The following is a 20,936-nucleotide window of genomic DNA, read 5'->3' as shown; positions in this document are numbered from 1 at the left end:
AAAAAGCGCTCTCCATTTATTTTGAGAGTCGCTTTTTTATTCTTTTTTAACATTTAATCTATTTGTTATTGGATGAAGTACATGCACGATACTAAAATTGCTGTAACCAGAATTCCTGGTAAAAAATTAGCGACGCGCATATTTGTTAGCCCAACTAAATTAAGCCCAATACCTACAATTTTCCTATTTGAAATTTCAGATATAAATTGTCTTATTTGCTTTTGAAGGGTTAATGAGATTATTAGCCCTCCCTATCTTTACCGAAAAACCACAACGCGATTTGCGTTGTGGTTTTTCGGTACGCGCCTGTTCATGGACGCCTGTCCGCGATACTAGTTCAGTTTTTGGCCGCAATTCGGACAAAAGTTGGCCCCTTCGTTTTTCGTACCGCAGTTTGGGCAGAAGTTCGGCTTTGTCCCCTCAGGTGTCGGTGCTGAAGGAGCAGGATTAGGATCAACCGATGGCTTTTGGCTGGCGTTCATATTTTTCATCATTTCATTCGCGATGTTCATCCCCATCATCATGCCTGCCATGTCCGAAGCGGCGCCACCGCCTTTTACGTTGCCGGATGCCATACCGTCCGTCATGGCAACCTGTTGATACTTTTGCAGATCGCCGATCATTTCGTAGGAGGCCGTCTTTGTAATCTTATCTTGAATTTCTTGCGGATAATTGAAGCTCATCACGTGAAAGCCTGTAATTGTCATACCGATGTCCATCACTTGCATATCAAGATCTTCACGAATGCCTTTGGCAATATCGAGCGCATTCGCTTGCAGATTGAACATATCTTTCCCTTCTCTGCTGATCCACTTCATTACTAATTGATCCAACACAGAAGTAATCCGGATTTTGACGTCCTCAACAAGATAGCTGTCTTTCACCCCGGCAATCTTATCAATAAGCGTAACGTAATCGTTCACTTTAAAATTGAACGTGCCGTTCGCGCGGATGGGCATGCCGCCCGGGAGTTGGGGAGTCGGGATCAGAACCGGATTCTGCGTCCCCCACTTGACGGTAAACTCCTTCGTATTGACGAATAAGACTTCCACTCTCATCCCGCTGTTAAAGCCAAATTTAAACCCTTTTAACGTGGATAAGAACGGGATGATCTCAGAAGCGATGTGATACTCCCCTTCATCCTCAAAAATCCCTTCGATCTTGCCGTTATTTATGAAAATCGCGTCTTGACCGGGGCGGATGATTAACTTGCTTCCTTTTTTAATCTCCCGGTTACTCCACTTCCAAAAAATCATATCGTCCCTAAACTCTTCCCATTCCACCACATTCGCAAATTGGTTTCCGAAAAACGTCATTGTGAACCCATCCCTTCCGTTTAAAAAGATCCTCTGCTGCCGCTATGCGAGTGGCCACCGCTGGTAGTCCCGCCGCCGCCCGAGCCGCCGCTGTTGTTCTTTGCGATCTTCTGTTTCGTTACAGTTGTATGAAGATACTGATCTCGATGCTCCAGAACCCCTGATGTGCCTGCATCCTCGTAGGTCTGCCGATTAACCGTAACACGGCCTCCGGAACGAATGGCCATCATGCCGACGATAATTCCCCCGATGATTAATGAAACCGCCAATTGAAACCAACCATTAAATAATAGGTTGTCCGGGTTCATATCTGGGCGGAATCCCATATATTTGTCCGCGGTTTGAATATATTTTTGGAAAGCAAGCATGTAATCGCCGCTCGCTATATCTGGGATAATCTTGGCACGTACCTTGTCAAGCCTATCGTCATCTAGGTACATCTTCGCTTTATAGAACCCGGCCAAATACACCTCTCTATTTTTCATGTCCAGCGTCAAAATAACCGCATTGCCATGAGGCTTATCATATCCAAGTGCGTGCTTGTCGTAAAAATCTTCCGTCATTTTCTCGACATCGGCATTTTCGGTGTTTTTGGAAGTCAAAATGATGATGTCCGTTTCTCTTCTAACTCCATATTGATTCGCCATCACGTTCAACTCATCATACTCTTCCTGATTTAACAAACCCGCATCATCATAAACTAACTGCTTCATTTCCGCTGCTGCAGCCTCTCCCGTCTTCATCACCAAGGGAAACGCAAGAAAAACAGCAAAAAAGCACAAGAATGTAACGATCGCACTGCTCCTTCTCACCAAAATCCTCCCCCCATCATCCACGAGATCAGCTTCAGTGAAAGGAAAGAAACGCCGGAAATGCTCGCAAACCACGCGGTCACTTTCGCCATGCTAATCGGAGGCTTTCCGACCACTTTGCCCGTCTGACCGTTCATGGCAAACGTATATTCCAATTTATTATAATCATAATGTACCACCCACACGGGAAGCAGTGTATACTCCGCATGTTTGAATTGTGTATCAATGTGCTTATCGGTGTAATTCATCGTGGTATATTGTGCCATCGTCGACCGAATATAAGATTCGATATACTCGCTAATTTTATTTTTCGCCCTCGGGAAAAGCTCCTTGTCGTCGTAACTATATTTTTCCGCGACGTAGCCGGCGAGATATGCCGTTTTAAAGCTTTTCAGCTGATCGTAAGGAAAAGGCTCTAATTTATCCATCAGCTCGTCGTTCATTTTCTCCGAAGCATCGATCGGAACCTTCACATAATTCAGGCGGATCTTCCGGTATACATCGAAATGCTGCGTCTCCGTATACTTATAGTCCCCTCGCTCGTAAGTTCTTACCTTCGTACCGCGAGCATGAACCTCAATTGCATTATTTAATTCATATAGCCAAAAGGGTACATACATCCCGGTTATTCCCTTGATACGATCCGCCGTCATAAACCCGTTTGGCGTCAGCCAGCCTTTCCTGCACCATTTCCGAAAAGCTCGCATCGCTTCTTCCTTGCTAATTGCAAAAGGGATGACCTGCGCCGGGGTCAGCTTCCCAGTCAGTCGTTCGCTAAGTACGATGACAGACCCGCAAAAACTGCAAACCGTTGCAGCCGTCTCAGATTCGGTCATTACGACTGCTCCGCAGCTTTTGCAATGATACTCCGTTGTCTCATCTTCTGAAAAAACATTTTTCGTCAGAGGATCAGGTATAAGGTTAATATTGTCGTTTCTTCCGCAGCTTTGACAAGATAACATCCCTGTTTCGCTGTCAAAGACCATGTCGCTACCGCAGTTTGGGCATTTGTAATCGATAATTTTCATTCGCTCACCTCTGTAATAAAGAAACTGTTATTCCTTCTTTTTCATTTTTTCTTTGATTGCAGCCAATTCATCTTCGACATTTGGGTTCGTACTTTTCTTATATTGCGCGAACAAATCGTCAAGATTGTCCTTCGCTTCTGTCCGAAGCTCGGCAATGGCCATGGCTTCGTCATAAGCTCTGTTTACCTTCTGTTCCATGGCGTCGAACACAGCATCATTGCCGCCATCGGACGAGCCAATGGAATTCAAGCTTTGCTGGGCTTTGGCCGCCGCCATTTTCCCCTTCAGTTTCGTACGCCGTGCTTCCAACTGTCCGATATCCGATACCAGCTTATCCTGGATTTGCTTCATGCTAGCGACGTTCGATGAAGCTAATTGATACGCGGCTTGGAGTTGAGCTTCTTTCTCTGCTAGCGGCTCCTTCTTCTCCAGGAACTTTCTGGCATCCTCGTCATCGCCGGCTTCCACGGCCTTCTCAGCATAATGTTGCAGCTTTTTGATATCGGCATTGCATTCATCCAGCGCTCTCTTTGCCCTTCTCTCATCCGTCAGCATCGAAGCCGTTTCCGCTTTAACCTTTCCTAGGTCGCTGTTTAAGCTCCGCATGAAGTCATCGATCGTCTTCTCCGGATCTCCGGTCTTATCTAATAAAGCGTTAATATTGCTGGACATAATCTCTCTGACCCTTGACAAGATTCCCATAAGGACCTCCCCATAAATATCTGCTTATTATAATAATACATCTTATTTGGCCAAAAGGATTCATTTTCTAATTAAAGTAGCCCTACTCATTGCTGGGCAATATTGGAGGTGACTGTAAAATCGCGGCGAGTTCCAGGATATTGGATAAAGGCCAAGTCCCTGTATTTGGGCATCGGCAATGAAAAAGAGCCACTTCTTCTGAGAAAAAGTGGCTCTTTTTACACGTTGTTGAAAAACAAAAAACAATGGAAAAGACAAAATTAATCATATGCAACACAAACAGTATATGTATAGTCAAAAAAATAAAAATAAAACAGGTGCAAACACAGGTAAAGGGAATCTGAATAGGAGGACGTTTATGTCAGATTACGTTCTTAAATTGAATGGAATTAGGAAACTCTCCCCTACTTCTTCAGGATTTCCTTTTAATCCGATGAAGGCATACGAGATATTGTTAAAGTCCTCAAATGAAGCAGTATATAAAGAATTCTACTTTTTCTCATTTGAGAATCATCCTATTTACTATTACTTAAACCAACCCTTTCTCCATAACCATAATAACATACCAGAACCTACTCCAAGCATAACCCCTAATACCCCAAAATAACCCCACCGCCACGTCAATTCAGGTATGTATTCAAAATTCATCCCATATATGCTCGCAATGAATGTTAAAGGAATAAAAATAGAAGTCATAACTGTTAGTGTCTTCATAATGATATTCATTCTATTTGAATTTATTGAAACGTAGTTATCTCGCATATCTGCCGTTACTTCTCGATTTGATTCAATCATTTCGGAAAGCTTTAGCAAATGGTGGTAAATATCGGTAAAGTAAACTAATTGTTCTTTAACCCCATCAATTTTTTCTGAATTAATCACTCGGTAAAGAAGATCCCTCATAGGTACAACCGTTTTTCGGAGCTTGAGCAAATTTGAGCGTATATCAAATATTGTATCCATTAACTTTTCAATGCTCTCATTCTTAACATTGCTTTCAATTTCGTTTAATTGATCTTCAATTTGATACAAACTCGGAAAATAATTGTCGACCAAATTATCCATAATGGTATACGCAATATAAATATGCCCTTTTTCGGATAAAGCTTTATGATCACTGATCCGATTCAAGGCTTCATCGACCTCTTTGCATTTATGTAAATGAAATGAAACTAAGAAATTGTTACCTAAAAACAAATTAATTTCTTCGGCTTCCAACGTTTTTTGATTAATAGCTTGTAGCACAAAAAAATGAATATCCTCATAATGGTCTACTTTTGGGCGTTGCAACATGTGGAAACAATCTTCAATAGCCAATGGATGGAAGTGGAAATAGGTTTCCAATAACTTTGATTCATCTTCAGTCGGAGAATAGAAATCAACCCAAAACCATTTAATGTTTGAATCAGTTAGGTTTTGTATTGGTATATCTTTGATCACTTTGAAGTCATTAGTTACAGCAATTGATCGAAGCAAACAGTATCACCCTCTATCAAAAATCCTAAACATGGATTATTGTTCGAGCATTTTCTGTTTGCTATTCGTGCGACTTTCACTTTTTGTCGTACATGTATAGTACCTATGGAATTCATATCGCCCTTGTTATAGAAAAACATCCTAAATCAAAGATCGCCCCTTGCACAAGGCAAATTGCTACTCATACTACAAGAAAGACACAGTAAATTGTACTGTGTCTTTCCGAGATCGGCGTAGAAGGTATATGTATCTGATCCTAATTCATCTTGCATTGTAAGATCTACAGCTGGTTCTACTTATTTGTAGACCAGGATTGTTTAAACAAGAAAATATTCAAAAATAAGAACCCATTCCCTCCTGATTAATTCTAATATGCACACCAAGAGCGTGTGAAATAGGAATGCCAACTTGGTTCGTTTAATGATTTTATAATGTTCGTTGCTTTGCAAGATACTCTTCAACACATTTACGGCAAATGCAGGTTTTACCCCGGTGCTCTGAAGGTATTTGATCTCGCAACTCTTGAGGTACCTTCATATGAAAACACCAGCAATCACCTGATGTAACACTACAAGCATTGACTCCACCGCATAATGGGCATCTCCGCTCCTCTATATTATCGTCTGCTTTATGCATCGGATTCTCCCTTCCCTGTCATAGCGTATTCGTTATGCATCGTTCCAATAAATAACCCACTTGCTTCTAATTCAAATACTCGAGTTCCCTCAAACGCCGCTAGTTCTTCTTTTCTGCGGCGGGTTAGCGCTTCCGCCATCTGAAAGTCCGTATACAGCTGGACAGCCAACTCTAGTGACTGCTGGACGGTAAAGAACGGATACAGCCACTCGCGTTCAGGCGAGAAGGCCACCTGTTCTCTCGTGTGCCGACCGACCGGCTCCCCGTTCATGCATATGCGCCCCTCGCCGGACGGACCAGACCGGCTATCAGATGGAGCACGGTTGATTTGCCGCTCCCGTTCGCCCCGATCAGACCGATAATGCCGGCATGCGGCACAGAGAAACTCAAATCGTGGAGCATCTTCTTATAACGGACCTGCTCAAATGTAAGTAAGCTCAAGATTCGGAATCCTCCTTTGCCTGCATGCTGCTGTTGATCTTGCTCATAATTTCGTGCGTAGAGTAGCCGAGCTGACTCATGCTCTCGAGGAAGAGGAAAATCTGATTGCGGGCGAGCTCATGCCGGAGCCACTCCAGCAGCTCGATATCCGTTGTAACGAATGTTCCCTGGCCTCTTCTCGTCCTCCACTACGCCACGCCTTTCCATCTCCATATAGGAACGTTGAATGGTATTCGGATTAACGCCTACTTCAACTGCCGTATCTCTTATCGACGGCAGCTTATCGCCAGGCCCGCGCTCCCCCCTGCAGATACGCTGGAAGAATATATCCATGATCTGGGTGTATATCGGCTGTGAATGCTGAAACGAATGTGTCATGGATATCTCCCTTCTCTATTGTACGGTTGACTTAGTGTACTAGGCAAATAGCACACTGCTACAACAGGAAAAGCAAGGGGTATTTCCCTTGCTTTTCAAACAATTAGTAAGACATCTAACTAACGCATAGATAGAAAGAACAGCATCCTAATGGAACGCTGTCTCTACTTGTATACCAGTTGCGACAATAGCCTATACATTCAGCTTTTTCATGGTCTATACGCCGGCGTCCCTTGTGCCCTTTGCGCTTTCAAGCACTATCAAGATTTGAGTATGAAGGCTGGGAAGGTCCCTTCCATCAAATATCCAGTTCTTTGCCTCGAGACTTACTCTCGTTCAAGTACCGCAATAGGTTTGGTAAGGACGGTTTGATAGCGAAGGTAGTGAGGAGTAATCAGCCTGTTCAGGGGAGTGCACGTAAGGGCTCGAAAGAACATCAAGAAGCCGCTCCATCACGCTGTAGTCTCCTTGTTTCACCATGGCTTCTAGTGCGTCTTCTACCCGGTGGTTGCGAGGGATTAGCGCAGGATTGCTGTTTTTCATCAACTGATGAGAGGCGGCTTTTTCTTCCTGCTGCCTACCTAGTCTCGCCTGCCATAGCTCATGCCATTGAGCATATTCCGTGGTGCCAAACAGGACCGTATCCTCAGGCTTATCAAAAGTTAGTGTGCGGAAGGTATTGGTATAGTCCGCACGATACTTCTGCATCATGCTAAGGAGGCCTTCAATAAGGGATTCATCCTGTAGCTCTTCGTTAAAGATTCCCAGTTTTGCCCTCATTCCCGCGAGCCAATTACGGTGATACAACTCGGTAAAATCTGATATCGCATCCTCGGCCAGTTTGAAAGCCTGCGCCTCGTCGACATGGAGCAGCGGCAATAGGGTTTCAGCAAATCTCGCGAGGTTCCACGCGGCAATATACGGCTGATTACTATAGGCATACCGGCCATTAATGTCAATGGAACTGAATACCGTTGCTGGATCATATGTATCCATGAAGGCACAAGGACCATAATCAATGGTTTCTCCGCTAATGGTCATGTTGTCGGTGTTCATCACCCCGTGAATAAAGCCAACGAGCTGCCATTTGGCAATCAGCACGGCCTGACGCTTGATCACTTCCTGAAGTAGGTAAAGATAGCGGCTCTCAACAGCGTAAATTTCTGGAAAATGTCTCTGTAATGCGTAATCAGCCAGGGCCCGGAGATCCTCAAAAGTGCCCCATTTTGAAACGTATTGAAAGGTGCCGACGCGCAGATGACTGGCAGCCACGCGGGTCAGAATGGCACCAGGTTGCTCGGTTTCGCGGAATACTGACTCACCGGTAGTCACCACCGCTAGGCTACGGGTAGTAGCAATACCAAGCGCATGCATTGCTTCGCTGATGATGTATTCACGCAGCATCGGTCCAAGTGCCGCTCGACCATCGCCTCGGCGGGAGTACGGCGTTTTACCTGAACCCTTAAGCTGAATATCAACCCGCTCACCTAGGGGCGTGATTTGTTCGCCAAGCAGTAGAGCCCGGCCGTCGCCTAACACGGTAAAATGCCCGAATTGATGACCTGCATAAGCTTGAGCAAGAGGCAGAGCTCCTTCGGGAATCTGGATGCCAGCAAGCACCGCTACACCATCATTGCTTTGCAGCGCTTGGACGTTCAATCCCAGAGATGTTGCCAACAGATCATTAAGAATGATCAACTTCGGTGAGCGTACAGGGGTTGGGTCCAGCCTGGTAAAAAATGATTTCGGAAGACGAGTGTAACTGTTGTCGAAGTTCCATCCTGACTCTATTATTGCTTTTTTCTCTGTCATCGTATCTCCTTATTCTTATGTATTTTTTTATCTTAGTTTCTTCTTTATATCTACTTTCTATATCATCACAAGGCAGTCCTTTTAGTGATTACCTTTGCCAATTTATTATTCCCTTTCCATTGTGTTATTCTGCCCGTTAAATTAATGGGGCGGAAATGAGGATATCCTGGACACACCAATTTTTCAGATCGTTTAAAACGCTGAGCCAGAACTTGGCCCGACTCGCTCTCGCTAATCCACATGCCCTTCTCGTCCTTGTTGCCGTCTAAATCGATCCCGATGACCATGTAAACTACCTTGTTCTTGTTCACCATGATGTCGTCCTGTTTTCCTTAACCCCATTCATTAGTTCCTCAATTTCCTTATACGTCTAACTTAACATACCCTGAACCAATAAAAAAAAGAGCCAACAGGCACTAAAGTTATTTAACTAATCCAGCTCTCAAATTTTTAACACCAAACTCTAAATAAGCCTTTAAACAGGTCAACATATAAACCCAGCCTTCTTTATTATCTATCAATTGACTGATGAAATTATCATCATTTTCATTAAAACCATCTTCGTTAACTTCAATTATTGTACTCGATTTTTCCAATTCTTTCAGTGTAATCGTAACAATATGCCCGTCCCCATTTGCACCCCACTTGAATACGATTTTCTTATTTATCTCCACTTCCAATACCTCTATATCCCCTTGAGCATCGTATTCATCATATCTCAATGTAACCGTCTTTCCTTGTTCCCACCTATCAGAACTCGACGAAAACCAGAAATTCCTAATTTCTGCAGGATCTACGAAGGCTTCAAATACTTCATTAGCTGGCTTTATTATTTTAAATTTCGTAAGGTTGTTCATTACAATATCAGCTCTCTTTCCATGAGTACAAAATAGTTATGGTTTTCCATGATGTTTTATATTAATTATCTCCAAAAAAAGGTTTACCTCATAAATAGTGCTTCTTAACACGTTTGTACCTCTTCTTAAAGAATTCTGTAAAATGTCTATTTTCTTTTCGTTCTTTCCATGGTGTATGTCAACAATTTCCTGAAAAAGTTCATGGAGTAACCGCTGTCTATCTCTCCAAGACGTTACGAGTGGTCTGATCCTTGTTCTTATACTGTTAATAATGTAGTTGACACCAATGGCAAGTTGAAGTAAATACGGTCTTTTTTCGTTAATTAGTCTATTTTCACCACATAAGGCTTAATTTCCACGCCTTTGGCTTGTAACTAAGATAAAACCAAAATGGTCGGAAAATAGTTTATTTCTTCTTTGTGATAAAACTAAAGATCTTGATAAAAGGAAATTGTGAGAATAGCCCATAATCGCATAAATAGATATATTTTCATTATGGTTAGTCCAATCATTTTCTGCTATTTCTGATTACATATATAGTATGAAACGATGAGGAGGTGGAGTTATGTCTTGTTCCTGTGGTCGTCGCCGTCGTCGCTTTGACTGTGGTTGTCGCCGTCGCCGTCGTCGCTTTGGTTGTGGTTGTCGCCGTCGCCGTCGTCGCTTTGGCTGTGGTTTCTTCTGCTAATAGGGTTAACCCGATACCGTCCGAACATTCGGGCGGTATCAATTTTTCTTTCATTCGTAACCAAAGTACTTTGCAAATTTCATATCAATCTCTCTGCTATTTGGCTTCCTCCTATTCGTCATCTTTCTGATTTTTCAAAGCCCACAAGATGAACTTCAATTGTTTTGCTTTATCTTGTTCGGTCAGTTTTCTTGGTTTGTGTTGAATTGTTCTGATTTCATTTTCGTTACATTTATTACAAATCGTTTAACCATATCTTGTAGTTGTAGCCTTGATAGATTCACAGTAGTAGCACATCATTACGCATCCCCATCCTCAATAGAATCAAGCCTTCTAGTGATATCCTCACGTAGATTTTCGTTTTCAGTAACCTCCGCATATTTTCTGAGTGCAGCTGGATCTTTATCAGTCGAAGTTTTATTTCATTGAAAATCTCGTTTTACAATTTGTAACAGCATCTGACTGCCTCTCCTCCTTTCTTCAGCTGAAATCAGCTACTGATTTCCCAGGGTTCGGATGGATTTTATTCGGGGAATAACAAAGGCTAACAGGACCATAAGAAAGCCGGATACGATGATTAATAAGCCAATACCACGTCCCTCACCTGTACCTATCACTTTACCCACTGTGGAAGCAAGCATACCTCCCTCTCGTAACAGCGGATTAAAGACATGATCCGCCAAAACGCCGGCAATAGCATACGCGGCCACATAACCGAGTTGCGATAATATGCCAATGATTCCCCATGCTCTGCCTTGGGTTTCATTAGCGATTCTTCTACGGATCATTACGTCAGCGCTGGTGTTAATAAACGGTAGCGCCGTGAAGAACAGAAATCCGGCTCCTGCGATAAAGTAAATATTCGTGGTCATACCCACCAGGGAAAAGAACATTCCGGCAAAGCCTAAGCTAATAGCTAGCACATTGGCATATTTGCTGTTGATGCTGAAAATACCGATGATCAGGCTGCCGAGTAGCATCCCTATTGCACTTACAGACATTACCGTACCAAGGGTTTTTGAATCCGTGAAGGGCAGAAGCATGGGCGTATATAAGGTTTGGAGAAAGCCCACATAAAAAGTGATAACAGAAAGAATGATGGTAAGCTGCAAAACACCCTTTGCAGAAACGAGAGCATCCCAGCCTTCCTTCAAGTCCTTTACAAAAGGCTGATGCGCTTTGGCTTTTTGTATAACCTGTAAGTTCCTTTTCACTGCCATAACCGCAAACAAGGTAACCAAAAAAGTGGCGATGTCAATGATTAAAATGCCCTTGATGTCCATGATGCCAAACAAAATTCCAGCAATGGCCGGAGAGAGAAGATATTTGGAGGATGCGGCAAGCTGTACCAGGCCACTGGCCTTGGCATACTGCTCTTCTGTCAACAAATCCGTTATGCTAGCCTTGTAGGCCGGTTCCAACAAGGAAACAAAAACCGAGCTAATCGTAACACCAAGGCATATTTGCCAAAGGGGAGGATCACCAAGCAGCATCGTCACTAGAATAAAGACAAGCCCGAAAGCAGAACACAGGTCGCCCACAATCATCATCAGCCGCCGGTCAAAACGGTCTGCCAACACTCCACCGATTGGACTGAGTACAATGGAAGGTAGAAATGCGCAAAGGGTTACCAGTGCAACACTGGTGGCTGTCTGTGTCATTTGGTAGACATAAATACCCAGAGCAAACGCCGTCAAACCGCTTCCAATACTGGATATCCATTCACCTGTCCATAGCACTAAAAAATTTCCGAAGGATTTATTGCTCAATCTCTCCATTCTCCTTCTCCATCCTTTCAATCTCACCCTCAGCCATTGGAAGCTGCTCAAACAATTTGGCTACATAGGTGAAACTGCCTTTTTCTGCCCCGAGCATAATCTCCATGTTATAAATAAAAGCCTGTATCTTTTGGGTAATTTCTTCAGGCTGCCACTCGAATATTCCTTCATCAAACAAAAACTGAGAGGCGATCAGCAAAAATTCCATCGATTCTTTCGGATAAGGAGTTTGGAATAGCTTCTCCTCTATTCCCTGCTCGATTACCTCAGTCAAAACAGGCGTTAGCTTTAAAATGGTTTGAGCCAAGCTTTTTTGATGAATTTCTGCATTATCTGGTTGGTGAAACTGCTCAATCAACTGCCCTTTTCTGTCCGTATCTGGCTTTTGCGCCATAATCATTTGAAACAGCTTTTCATGAACTGTAAGCTCCTTACTTACGGCAATCTTCTTTGCTGCTGCTACCCCGGCATCGATGAATCGCATGACAACAGCATCCATAACCTCTTCCTTCGATTTAAAATAATAGTAGAAGGTACCTTTGGCGATACCGATGGCCTGTAACATATCATTCACTGTCGTTTTGGAATAACCTTTGGTGAAAAACAGCATTTCAGCGGTATCTAAAATTTCATTTCTGCGTTCTTCAGGTTCTTTGGATATTCTCAATTTCGTTGCCTCCATTTTATAGACTGACGGTCGGTCCAATATAATTATAGTGATTTTTCTAACTATGTCAATTATTGGTTTCATTTCCTTTTCCTATAGAGTAAAAATCTACTAGAAATAGGGGAAGTCTTTTGATCGAAACAAAAAAAGCGTAAAGAAACGGTGGTTTCTTTACACTCATTCTCTGTGAACGATTTGTGTATCGCAAATCATGTTCCCTGCAGGGATTTTGCCCGCTCTCTTTCGCTTCTCCTTTGCCGATAGGCCCTTATCCAAGACCAGCCCACAATGAGGAAAGGAACCAGAACCAGTAAGATCAACAGGATTCCATCCCAAAACTCCCATGAGCCCAGCGAAGCATTTTTCATGTCGTCTGCGATCTTCCAGATAAAATCAAGCGCCATTCGCAATTGGTACTGAGCAAAGAACCAGATGCCCCACACGGAACCGATCAAGTATACCCAGCTGTACCAGCGGATGACCCTTTTCTCGTGGTCGGCCACATATTCCCATTCCTCCCGCTCTTCCTGCGTCAAGAAACGGTATTTTTCCCGCAAAAATAACCGTGTGTTCACCATCAGATTGGTGCATCGGAACTTGGTTGCCAACATGTAATACACGTCTGTTTGCATGAAAACCATGAACTGGAACGCTAAGGCCATGAGCAGGATAACATTGATCATCCGAATGAACGCCTGCAAAGCGGGCATCAGAGACATCCAACCTGCGTCATGGGCAAACAGCAGGATGACACCGATTCCCCAAAACATCGCATCCCAGGACATTCCCGCCACAAACGCCTTGTATCTGCGCTCGGGTTCGATAAGAACGATATTGGACATATTCGTCTCCGCTACGGCAAAAACAAGACGATGACTTAGACCGATGCGGCTGCCGATACCTAACGAGCGTGCCGCCATCAGATGCGCCAGTTCATGGAAGAAAAGGAAAACCCAAGTGGTCACGAATGAGACAAGAACCGAGACAGTCACAGAAGAAGAAACAAAAATATCGGAAAAGACCGGTACATACTTGCCGGTCGAAATACAAATCGTTAAGCCCGCGAGAAATATGAGACCGTAAAATCCAAAGGTAACACGGTTAAAGAAAAACTGGCCCGTCCTTTCTTTGATCCAAGACAAATGATCTACGACCGGAACTAGTTCGTTGACAACCTCACCATCCACCATGTGCACAAATTGATACGAACCAATTAAATCCTGCGCAAAGTCAAGCACATCCACTGGTTCTCCTAACCGTTCCTCCATAATGACCGCGACTTCATTGATACTCTTTCCTTCATCCAGCATGTCGACAATCTCAACACCAATGGCCGGAAGCACGATGTAATTGCTGATATCTGCTCGTCCAATGAGGATTTCTTCTTCATTTTCCACCCGGCGAACAAGCTGGTGCATCTTGAGAATGCTATCGCCTGTAAGATTCACTGACGGACACCTCCCTCTATCTGAAAACAATTCCTCACTCCACGTACATTTCTTTTCTCATGATTTGGAAAATCGGTTCCGTTCCACTGCCCATTCCGCAAGTGGGGCATTCGTTTTCATTTCTTTCCCACTCGAAGAATACTTTCTTTTCCAACGTATTGAAGTCGAACAATATGAGTTTTCCCGCAGATTGCACGGGAGCGATACCTGTCAAATATCTGACTGCATCGGAAGCCATCATTCCGGTGATCATCATGATATTGGGTGCAATCGTTGCGGTGGGCGGGACAAAATTGGTGATGAGCAGATTTTCAATCAACTGAGGATAATCCTCTAACTGTCTGTAACGATGCAGATGCATGCAGTCGATGCAACCTGTCTTCCCCGGTTCCACCAAGAAGAATTGTCCTTCTATCAAGTTGAATCCCCCAGCAATGTAAGGGATTTGAAGATTGGTGCAGGCACGATTTACCCATCGCTGCAGAATAAAGAAGGGCTGGTCGGCTGCGAGTACCACAAAGTCGCTTCCTGCAACAACCCGTTCCACATCATCGCTTGACTTGATTTGCAGCGTTTCCGTTTCAATCAACACCTCTGAATGGAGCCTGGCTATGAATTCACGTGCCGCTTCTACCTTCAGACGACCAATGTCATTTTCGTTAAATACAATTTGTCGGTTCAAATTGCTGAGTTCCACCCTGTCAAAATCTACGAGCTTGATATGCTGAATTCCCACACCGACAAGATTGACCAGCAGCGTGGAGCCAAAGGCACCCATTCCAAGTATTGTAACTTTTTTTCCACTCAACTGTTCCTGCAGCCGACTTGGACTTTGATCGATATTGGTAAACAGGGAGAAGTAGCGGATATTCGCTTTGTACCTTTCTTTTTGTTCCAAAGTTAGCCCGGAAGCCTCTTCCTTTGCTTGGTCCATGAGGAAGCCCAGGCCACTCAGTGCTTCCACCGCTTCCATTATTTCTTCATAAGTGAGTTCGGGGTAATCAACAAGCAATAAGTTATGTATTTGCCCGACGTTGCGAGTGCCGTCCATCAGTTTCACCATCTTACGTATGGACCCATTCTCATCTTCCATTTCAACGGTAAAACCGGGAGCTTCCCCCATGCGGATAATCCCCTCCGTTACTTCATAAACGGGATGCACAGGTTTAAATAAAGGACGACGATCCATATAAAACACCTCCGAAAATAGGGTTAGTACAACCAGGTGCATTTCTGGATGTTATGGATGAAAAAGGGGGAATAGCCCGAGTGCTATTCCCCCCTTTACAAGAGAATTACGTTGCATTCAACAAAGTTGTGCGAACACTTTCTACTTTTTTGGCTTGGATTTTCATAGTCTGTTCCTCCTCTCTATAAAAAATACTGACAAGCTAATTATATTTTAAATTTTTATAAAATTCTATAATATTTTGAAAATTTAGTAAATTTTGGTATAACAGGCCTACCTTCAGCAGAGTCAATAGGGTTTTATTTCCATTTTTTGTAATTACGGTGATTTTTCAAAATGAAAACCCCCATTTTATCTGAATAGATTTTAATTGGGGGCCTTGTATTCATTGATATCTGTTTTCCTTTGCCTGCCCGGACGGATGTTTTAAATAATACTGTTTTACGTATAGTCGTATAGGAAAACGCAATAATCGCTCATATTTTTCAAGTTTTACTTGGTTTTTAAGAAGTTTAATGCTTCGTTCCATGTATTTTGTGCTGATTCTTCATTGTATTTTGGTGAGTATGGATCACTAAATCCGTGTTGACTATCATAGATATGCACTTCTATCTTCTCTTTTTCTAATGTTGAAATTAATTTGTCAACCTGAAATGATTTTTCTACTTTCGGAAAAAATAGCAAAACCTAAACTATCCATAAAATTACGATAAGCATCCTCTTCTTGTGAATAGTCAAAAGGTATCTCTTTTTCTAATAAATTTGGACAAATGACATCATAACTTTTTTCTAATAATAAATCACATATATCTTTTATGTGTTGATTTATTCCATAAATTTCGTGTACTACAATGATTAATTTATCTGATTTGTTGTGGATATGGATCACTTTATACACCCCTGCTTGATTTATCAGTTGTATAACAATTACTACTCTTCTATGTTAATTTTAACGAATAAAATTAACAAAAGACACTAAAGCAAAATTAGTGTCTTTTAGCTCTCTCCATATAGTTAATGAACAGAGATAAACAATTTATAAATACGAAAAGTATATCCACGCTTCTTTAGTTACATCGTTTTAGCTTGGGAGATTAAGTTGCCATGAAACACCGAACTTATCTTCAATCCAACCAAATTTTTTGCTAAAGCCATAATTATCTAAAGGCATTAGAATCCCGCCGCCTTCAGTTAATTTTTCATAGAGTCGGTTGATCTCCTCTTCCGAATCACATGTGATAAACAAGGAAAACGACGGTGTAAACGTAAATTCATGCTTAATATTACTATCAATGCACATAATTTCCTGTCCCTTTAATGAAAAGGAAGCTTGCATAACACTTCCCTCTTCACCTGCTTCATTTGCTCCATAACGAATGATACTGATTATTTCTGACTCCTCAAGTAAAGAAGTGTAATAATTCATGGCTTCTTCTGCATTTCCTTGGAACATTAAAAATGGTGTAACCTTTTGCATTTTGAATCAACTCCTAGTTTTTATTTTTTGTATGCCTTAGCATGGGAACACTCATTTTTAACATCAGCAATAAATGAGGTATTTATTTTTTACATAAAAAAAGCGGCACCACTATGCGGAAGCGTCGCTTTTTCGTTTACTTTTCTATACTTTTTCAGGTTTTATCCTCACAATTTTCCATACCTAAGTTTAGTTGCCAAGTTATCCCAAACTTATCGGTCACCATACCATAATATTTGCTCCAAAATGTTTCCTGCAACTCCATACCTACAGTGCCGCCTTCTTTTAGTTTAGTAAATATGGATTGAATTTCATCTTTGTTGTTACTTACGATGGCAAGGCTGATGTTGTTTCCAACCACAAAAGGCATCCCGGGAAACACATCCGAAAACATAATATTGCTTCCACTTATGCTTAACCTCGTGTGCATGATCAAATGTTTCGCTTCCTCTGGTAAAGTAAATTCCGGGCTTGGCGGCGTTTCTCCAAAAGTCATCATTTCCGGTTTCTCTGTTCCAAACACTTCTGCGTAATACTCCACTGCTTCACGACAATTTCCATTAAAATTCAAATAAGCATCAACCGACATGCCCTTCACTCCTTTATGAATTGCAAAAGTATGTACCAATACATCTAACTTATCATGTATCTTTTTAGCCTTACTTATTCAAAAGCTCTTGTATCATATAGAATGCGGCATTCAACACACAATAATATTGATATATGTATTATGCTATATTAAATACTTAAGACATTTCTTCGTTATTACCATATAAAATAAAGGAGGGGAATTATGGATAATACTACTAACATATACGGAGAACTACTAATTAGTTGCCCAAAAGATTGCGACAACGCACCCAAAAAAAATTTGCTTAAGGAACTCAACATTGCATTCGCTAAAAAAAATATTGCCTTTATTATTGAGCATCTTGCCGATGATGTTTTTTGGAATATAGTCGGTTATAAACTTATTCAGGGGAAGGATAATATTGCAGAAAACCTGAGACAAATGAAAAATAGTAATGTTTTAGAATTACAAATCAATAACATCATAACACATGGAAAATCTGGTGCTGCTAATGGAATTTTCATTTTTGAACAAAAAAAAAGTTATGCGTTCTCTAATGTATATGTTTTCAGCGGCTCGGCTAAAAATGCAAAAATTAAAGAAATAACTTCATATGTAATTGCAGTATCATAAATATTTTTACAGATACAATAGCAAACATGGATTATAAAAGTATTGAAGATTCAATAAAATCAGACGCTATTGTATTACTTCCTTCTGGTGTTATGGAACAACAAGGGCCACATTCACCTATCACAACTGACTTGTATGTAAGTTACAAAATTTGTTTGTTACTCAAGTCCATTTTGGAAGCTCAAGGGGTAAAGGTATTACTTGCTCCACCGTTTTATTGGGGAATGAACTACGTTACTCGTTCATTCGTTGGCTCTTTTACTACCAGAAAAGAAACGGTAGTAAATTTACTGTTTGATATTTATGATTCCTTGTCACGCTTTGGAGTGAAACATGTTTTTCATGTAGATACCCACGGCGATCATCAAAATGGGATCGCAATCTACAAAGCAATTACGAAAGCTAGAGTAGTATTAGGACTGGATGTACGCTCTATCATTTCGAATTGGATAGCAAAACAATTGAAAATTGGAGAAGATGATCCCCACTTCCTCATTTTCTCAGTAGATGTACCTGATCAACCACGTTCCATTTATCCGGATGATGTACATGCTGGTAAATATGTGACAGCCACGATGATTAAACACTATTCTGCTCTACTAGACCAGAAAAAACAAATAGCCTTTCTCCGACTACCTTAACCTATGATGATATTGTTCATTGGACGAAAGGCGGAGAAATAACAAAGCAAATGACCCCTTCTGGTTATTTTGGAGATCCCGCTTCATATGCTGATGTTCAGCTTGATTTTATTCAAGGGTATGCCGAATTTGTTGCATCCTAAATAATTGAATTTGTAAGACTCCATAACTAATTACATTTTCAGTTTTTCTACTAACTTTTTCGAGTCGTTCAAGTTATTAGTTTTATTCACTTTGATTGTTGCTATTCTTAATGGGAGATTATCCTATGGAGGAGGTACAGCAAGTAAGAAACGTAGCAATTTTGTTTTTTAATAATGTTACCAACATCATCTACCATACGACATGATGTTCAAATTGTTGATAACGGGAAGATCATGCTATCTTCTGGAGTGTCTTAAACCCCTTATTGAATCTGGACATTGTGTTGGTTATGATCGTCCAACATCGAGGGGTTCTTTTATTTTGGCTGTTTTGGCAAACCTAAAAGGCTTGTTATAAATTGACCTATACTTTCTTCATAACGTACAGACTACAATTTCAACTTCCGTCTCATGAAAAACCTCTTTACTAATTTCTCTGACTTTTCCCCATTGAAGCAATCAAGGCCATTTTTCAGCATGAATGATAATTCAACTCCTTTTTCCGCTCCTTACTCTTCAGAATTCTCCCCTCTTTACCAGAACGAGTAAACTACATACTTTTCCTTCGTTTTTTCGAAAAAGACACTCATCTAAAGAGATATCAATAATCTTGTTCATCATTATGGATGAAACAAGATTGTTAAACAAACCCCCTTATACATCTACAATTTGTTTGATGATTAATAAACACACGAAAAAAATGTCTATGAAACAAAAATAAATCCATTGCAATTTTATAGACAAATAAATATAATGTTTATAAAATACGTAGACAAAAACTATAAACGTTTATTATTTCCTTGATTACATTTGTTGTATACATCTTGCATCCGCTAAAAAAAGATGTACCCAACTTTCTGGGATGATTCTCCTCGAATATGGAAGATGGAAGACAGAAGGAAGAATTGACTGCTGGAAAACGTGCTCGTACCAAATGACATTGAAATAGGAGTTGGGAACTAATCATGTAACTTCATTAATCTGATGAGAAAAGGAATGATACTAAGTGTTAAAAAATCGGTACGTTCGCACAATTATCCTCTCCCGTGTGCTTTTACAGCTTGGAATATGGATAAGAAACTTTGCTGTTCTTCTCTTTATTACGGATGTAACAAACAATGATCCATTATATGTATCACTTATTTCAGTCGTGGAATATGCACCCATCTTTATTTTTGCCATCATCGGGGGGACCTTCGCAGATAGATGGAGACCAAAACGAACGATGGTATGGTCCGATTTGCTATCTGCTCTATCGGTACTATTCGTGTTATTTACAGTAATGAACGGCACATGGATTGCCTTGCTACTTGGGACGTTTGTTTCAGCTAGCCTATCTCAATTTTCACAACCTTCTGCGATGAAACTGTATAAAAAGCATGTGCCAAATGAACAGTTGCAGGCTGTGATGGCAATGTCTCAATCCTTGATTGCTATTTTTATGGTGGTTGGACCTCTCATCGGTACCTTTATTTATCTTCAATATGGTATAGAGGTTTCTCTTGCATTAACTGTAATGATGTTCTTCGGGTCAGCACTTATTTTGATGCGGCTTCCACGCGATACAGAGGATCTTATTTCTAAAGAAGCAGGCAGCTTTATGAAGGAAATGACGGACGGCCTTCGTTATGTATGGGCTAATCGCTCGCTACGAACATTAAGTGCCACCTTCGCATCTTCTGGTTTCGCAGTAGGATTAATTACTCCACTTACGCTTTTCATCGTTATTGAAAAATTAGGACAAAACAAGCAGTTTTTGCAATGGGTACTTATGGCAAATGGTGCCGCAATGCTTATCGGTGGAATTCTTATTATGGGAATAGCCAAAAAGCTGAAGCCTCAGATCTTACTTGTGACAGGTCTCCTTGTTAGCGCGTTTTGTACAGTGGGAGTTGGGGCATCTACGTCAATTCTCATAACGATTTTGCTTCAGATAATCAGTGGATTATTCTATCCTTGTATTCAAGTCGGCATCCAAATCATGATCTTACAAAATTCAGAAAGCGCATTTATCGGTCGGGTCAGTGGTGCGATTACACCGATTTTTATGGGGATGATGGTTATCGGTATGTCATTATCTGGCTATTTAAAAGATGTGCTTTCTCTCACGACGGTATATGTCATAAGTAGTTTCTTACTTGTGATTGGTGCTTTACTGCTTACTCCTCTCATGAGAAAGAACGTAAACGTGCAGCAACAGCGATAATTTTTTCATCTGTTCCAGTAAATAAAAGCCAGTCAAA

At 41.4% G+C, this 20,936-nt stretch carries 24 protein-coding genes and 1 pseudogene; 4 read left to right on the top strand and 21 right to left on the bottom strand.

Features of this window, described 5'->3' with window-relative positions:
• Nucleotides 1-65: 65 nt before the first annotated feature.
• The 13 genes and pseudogenes from LM917_RS05575 to LM917_RS05515 all read right to left on the bottom strand — a co-directional run bounded on the left by LM917_RS05575 (nucleotide 66) and on the right by LM917_RS05515 (nucleotide 9,458).
• A complete protein-coding gene (locus tag LM917_RS05575; RefSeq protein ID WP_507236590.1) occupies nucleotides 66-215 on the bottom strand; it encodes a DUF554 family protein in 150 nt (49 codons plus the stop codon).
• A gap of 117 nt (nucleotides 216-332) precedes the next feature.
• Nucleotides 333-1,316, bottom strand: coding sequence for an SPFH domain-containing protein (locus LM917_RS05570; RefSeq protein ID WP_232696484.1), 984 nt, complete (start codon nucleotides 1,314-1,316; stop codon nucleotides 333-335).
• Between the two features lie 20 nt (nucleotides 1,317-1,336).
• Nucleotides 1,337-2,128 (bottom strand): TPM domain-containing protein, encoded by a 792-nt coding sequence (locus LM917_RS05565; protein WP_232696483.1) that lies wholly within the window; start codon nucleotides 2,126-2,128, stop codon nucleotides 1,337-1,339.
• A complete protein-coding gene (locus LM917_RS05560; protein WP_232696482.1) occupies nucleotides 2,125-3,156 on the bottom strand; it encodes a TFIIB-type zinc ribbon-containing protein in 1,032 nt (343 codons plus the stop codon). Before LM917_RS05560 ends, LM917_RS05565 begins: the two co-directional genes overlap by 4 nt.
• A gap of 27 nt (nucleotides 3,157-3,183) precedes the next feature.
• Nucleotides 3,184-3,858, bottom strand: a complete 675-nt coding sequence (locus tag LM917_RS05555; RefSeq protein ID WP_232696481.1) for a PspA/IM30 family protein — start codon at nucleotides 3,856-3,858, stop codon at nucleotides 3,184-3,186.
• Between the two features lie 525 nt (nucleotides 3,859-4,383).
• Nucleotides 4,384-5,334, bottom strand: coding sequence for a magnesium/cobalt transporter CorA (gene corA, locus LM917_RS05550; protein WP_232696480.1), 951 nt, complete (start codon nucleotides 5,332-5,334; stop codon nucleotides 4,384-4,386).
• Between the two features lie 426 nt (nucleotides 5,335-5,760).
• A complete protein-coding gene (locus LM917_RS05545) occupies nucleotides 5,761-5,970 on the bottom strand; it encodes a cysteine-rich CWC family protein (RefSeq protein WP_232696479.1) in 210 nt (69 codons plus the stop codon).
• A complete protein-coding gene (locus LM917_RS05540) occupies nucleotides 5,963-6,241 on the bottom strand; it encodes a hypothetical protein (RefSeq protein WP_232696568.1) in 279 nt (92 codons plus the stop codon). Before LM917_RS05540 ends, LM917_RS05545 begins: the two co-directional genes overlap by 8 nt.
• The gene (locus LM917_RS24745; protein WP_373688764.1) at nucleotides 6,238-6,372 is read right to left on the bottom strand and encodes an ATP-binding cassette domain-containing protein; all 135 of its coding nucleotides are present in this window, start codon (nucleotides 6,370-6,372) and stop codon (nucleotides 6,238-6,240) included. The genes LM917_RS05540 and LM917_RS24745 overlap by 4 nt, the downstream gene beginning before the upstream one ends.
• Before the next feature lie 156 nt (nucleotides 6,373-6,528).
• The gene (locus tag LM917_RS05530; protein WP_373688758.1) at nucleotides 6,529-6,789 is read right to left on the bottom strand and encodes a GntR family transcriptional regulator; all 261 of its coding nucleotides are present in this window, start codon (nucleotides 6,787-6,789) and stop codon (nucleotides 6,529-6,531) included.
• Between the two features lie 336 nt (nucleotides 6,790-7,125).
• Nucleotides 7,126-8,601, bottom strand: a complete 1,476-nt coding sequence (locus LM917_RS05525; RefSeq protein ID WP_232696478.1) for a protein adenylyltransferase SelO — start codon at nucleotides 8,599-8,601, stop codon at nucleotides 7,126-7,128.
• Nucleotides 8,602-8,755: 154 nt separating this feature from the next.
• A pseudogene (locus LM917_RS24740) lies at nucleotides 8,756-8,930 on the bottom strand (transposase); the annotation flags it as partial.
• A 93-nt stretch (nucleotides 8,931-9,023) separates the two neighbouring features.
• On the bottom strand, nucleotides 9,024-9,458 hold the full coding sequence (locus tag LM917_RS05515; protein ID WP_232696476.1) for an SRPBCC family protein: 435 nt from the start codon (nucleotides 9,456-9,458) through the stop codon (nucleotides 9,024-9,026).
• A gap of 565 nt (nucleotides 9,459-10,023) precedes the next feature.
• On the opposite strand from LM917_RS05515, the gene LM917_RS24370 reads away from it, so the two are divergent.
• A complete protein-coding gene (locus LM917_RS24370; protein WP_255667922.1) occupies nucleotides 10,024-10,146 on the top strand; it encodes a hypothetical protein in 123 nt (40 codons plus the stop codon).
• Nucleotides 10,147-10,640: 494 nt separating this feature from the next.
• Here LM917_RS24370 and LM917_RS05510 read toward each other — a convergent pair whose 3' ends face one another.
• From LM917_RS05510 to LM917_RS05480, 8 genes are all read right to left on the bottom strand, one after another.
• Nucleotides 10,641-11,924: an MFS transporter gene (locus LM917_RS05510; protein WP_373688757.1), complete on the bottom strand. Its 1,284-nt coding sequence runs from the start codon at nucleotides 11,922-11,924 to the stop codon at nucleotides 10,641-10,643.
• The gene (locus LM917_RS05505) at nucleotides 11,905-12,591 is read right to left on the bottom strand and encodes a TetR/AcrR family transcriptional regulator (RefSeq protein WP_232696474.1); all 687 of its coding nucleotides are present in this window, start codon (nucleotides 12,589-12,591) and stop codon (nucleotides 11,905-11,907) included. The genes LM917_RS05510 and LM917_RS05505 overlap by 20 nt, the downstream gene beginning before the upstream one ends.
• A 209-nt stretch (nucleotides 12,592-12,800) precedes the next feature.
• Nucleotides 12,801-14,039, bottom strand: a complete 1,239-nt coding sequence (locus LM917_RS05500) for a PqqD family protein (RefSeq protein ID WP_232696473.1) — start codon at nucleotides 14,037-14,039, stop codon at nucleotides 12,801-12,803.
• 34 nt (nucleotides 14,040-14,073) lie between these two features.
• Nucleotides 14,074-15,228 carry a HesA/MoeB/ThiF family protein gene (locus LM917_RS05495; RefSeq protein ID WP_232696472.1) on the bottom strand — a complete coding sequence of 385 codons (1,155 nt, stop codon included), beginning with the start codon at nucleotides 15,226-15,228 and terminating at the stop codon, nucleotides 14,074-14,076.
• Between the two features lie 492 nt (nucleotides 15,229-15,720).
• Nucleotides 15,721-15,834: a dienelactone hydrolase family protein gene (locus LM917_RS24735; RefSeq protein ID WP_373688756.1), complete on the bottom strand. Its 114-nt coding sequence runs from the start codon at nucleotides 15,832-15,834 to the stop codon at nucleotides 15,721-15,723.
• 37 nt (nucleotides 15,835-15,871) lie between these two features.
• Entirely contained in the window at nucleotides 15,872-16,117 is a 246-nt protein-coding gene (locus LM917_RS24730) for a dienelactone hydrolase family protein (RefSeq protein ID WP_373688755.1), read from the bottom strand.
• Nucleotides 16,118-16,309: 192 nt separating this feature from the next.
• Nucleotides 16,310-16,705: a VOC family protein gene (locus tag LM917_RS05485; RefSeq protein WP_232696471.1), complete on the bottom strand. Its 396-nt coding sequence runs from the start codon at nucleotides 16,703-16,705 to the stop codon at nucleotides 16,310-16,312.
• Between the two features lie 154 nt (nucleotides 16,706-16,859).
• Complete coding sequence (locus LM917_RS05480; protein ID WP_232696470.1) at nucleotides 16,860-17,294, bottom strand: VOC family protein; 435 nt, start codon at nucleotides 17,292-17,294, stop codon at nucleotides 16,860-16,862.
• A 204-nt stretch (nucleotides 17,295-17,498) separates the two neighbouring features.
• Between LM917_RS05480 and LM917_RS05475 the strand changes: the two genes are divergently transcribed.
• From LM917_RS05475 to LM917_RS05465, 3 genes are all read left to right on the top strand, one after another.
• Nucleotides 17,499-17,909, top strand: a complete 411-nt coding sequence (locus LM917_RS05475) for a nuclear transport factor 2 family protein (RefSeq protein WP_232696469.1) — start codon at nucleotides 17,499-17,501, stop codon at nucleotides 17,907-17,909.
• 26 nt (nucleotides 17,910-17,935) lie between these two features.
• The gene (locus LM917_RS05470; protein ID WP_232696468.1) at nucleotides 17,936-18,550 is read left to right on the top strand and encodes a creatininase family protein; all 615 of its coding nucleotides are present in this window, start codon (nucleotides 17,936-17,938) and stop codon (nucleotides 18,548-18,550) included.
• 1,149 nt (nucleotides 18,551-19,699) lie between these two features.
• Complete coding sequence (locus LM917_RS05465) at nucleotides 19,700-20,899, top strand: MFS transporter (protein ID WP_232696467.1); 1,200 nt, start codon at nucleotides 19,700-19,702, stop codon at nucleotides 20,897-20,899.
• The last annotated feature ends 37 nt before the right edge of the window (nucleotides 20,900-20,936 follow it).

It is taken from the genome of Brevibacillus daliensis, from assembly GCF_021245735.1.
In the GTDB taxonomy this organism is placed as follows: Bacteria; Bacillota; Bacilli; order Brevibacillales; family Brevibacillaceae; genus Brevibacillus_B; species Brevibacillus_B daliensis.
The sequence above is the reverse complement of the archived record's forward strand: the minus strand, read 5'-3'. Positions and strand labels throughout refer to the sequence as shown.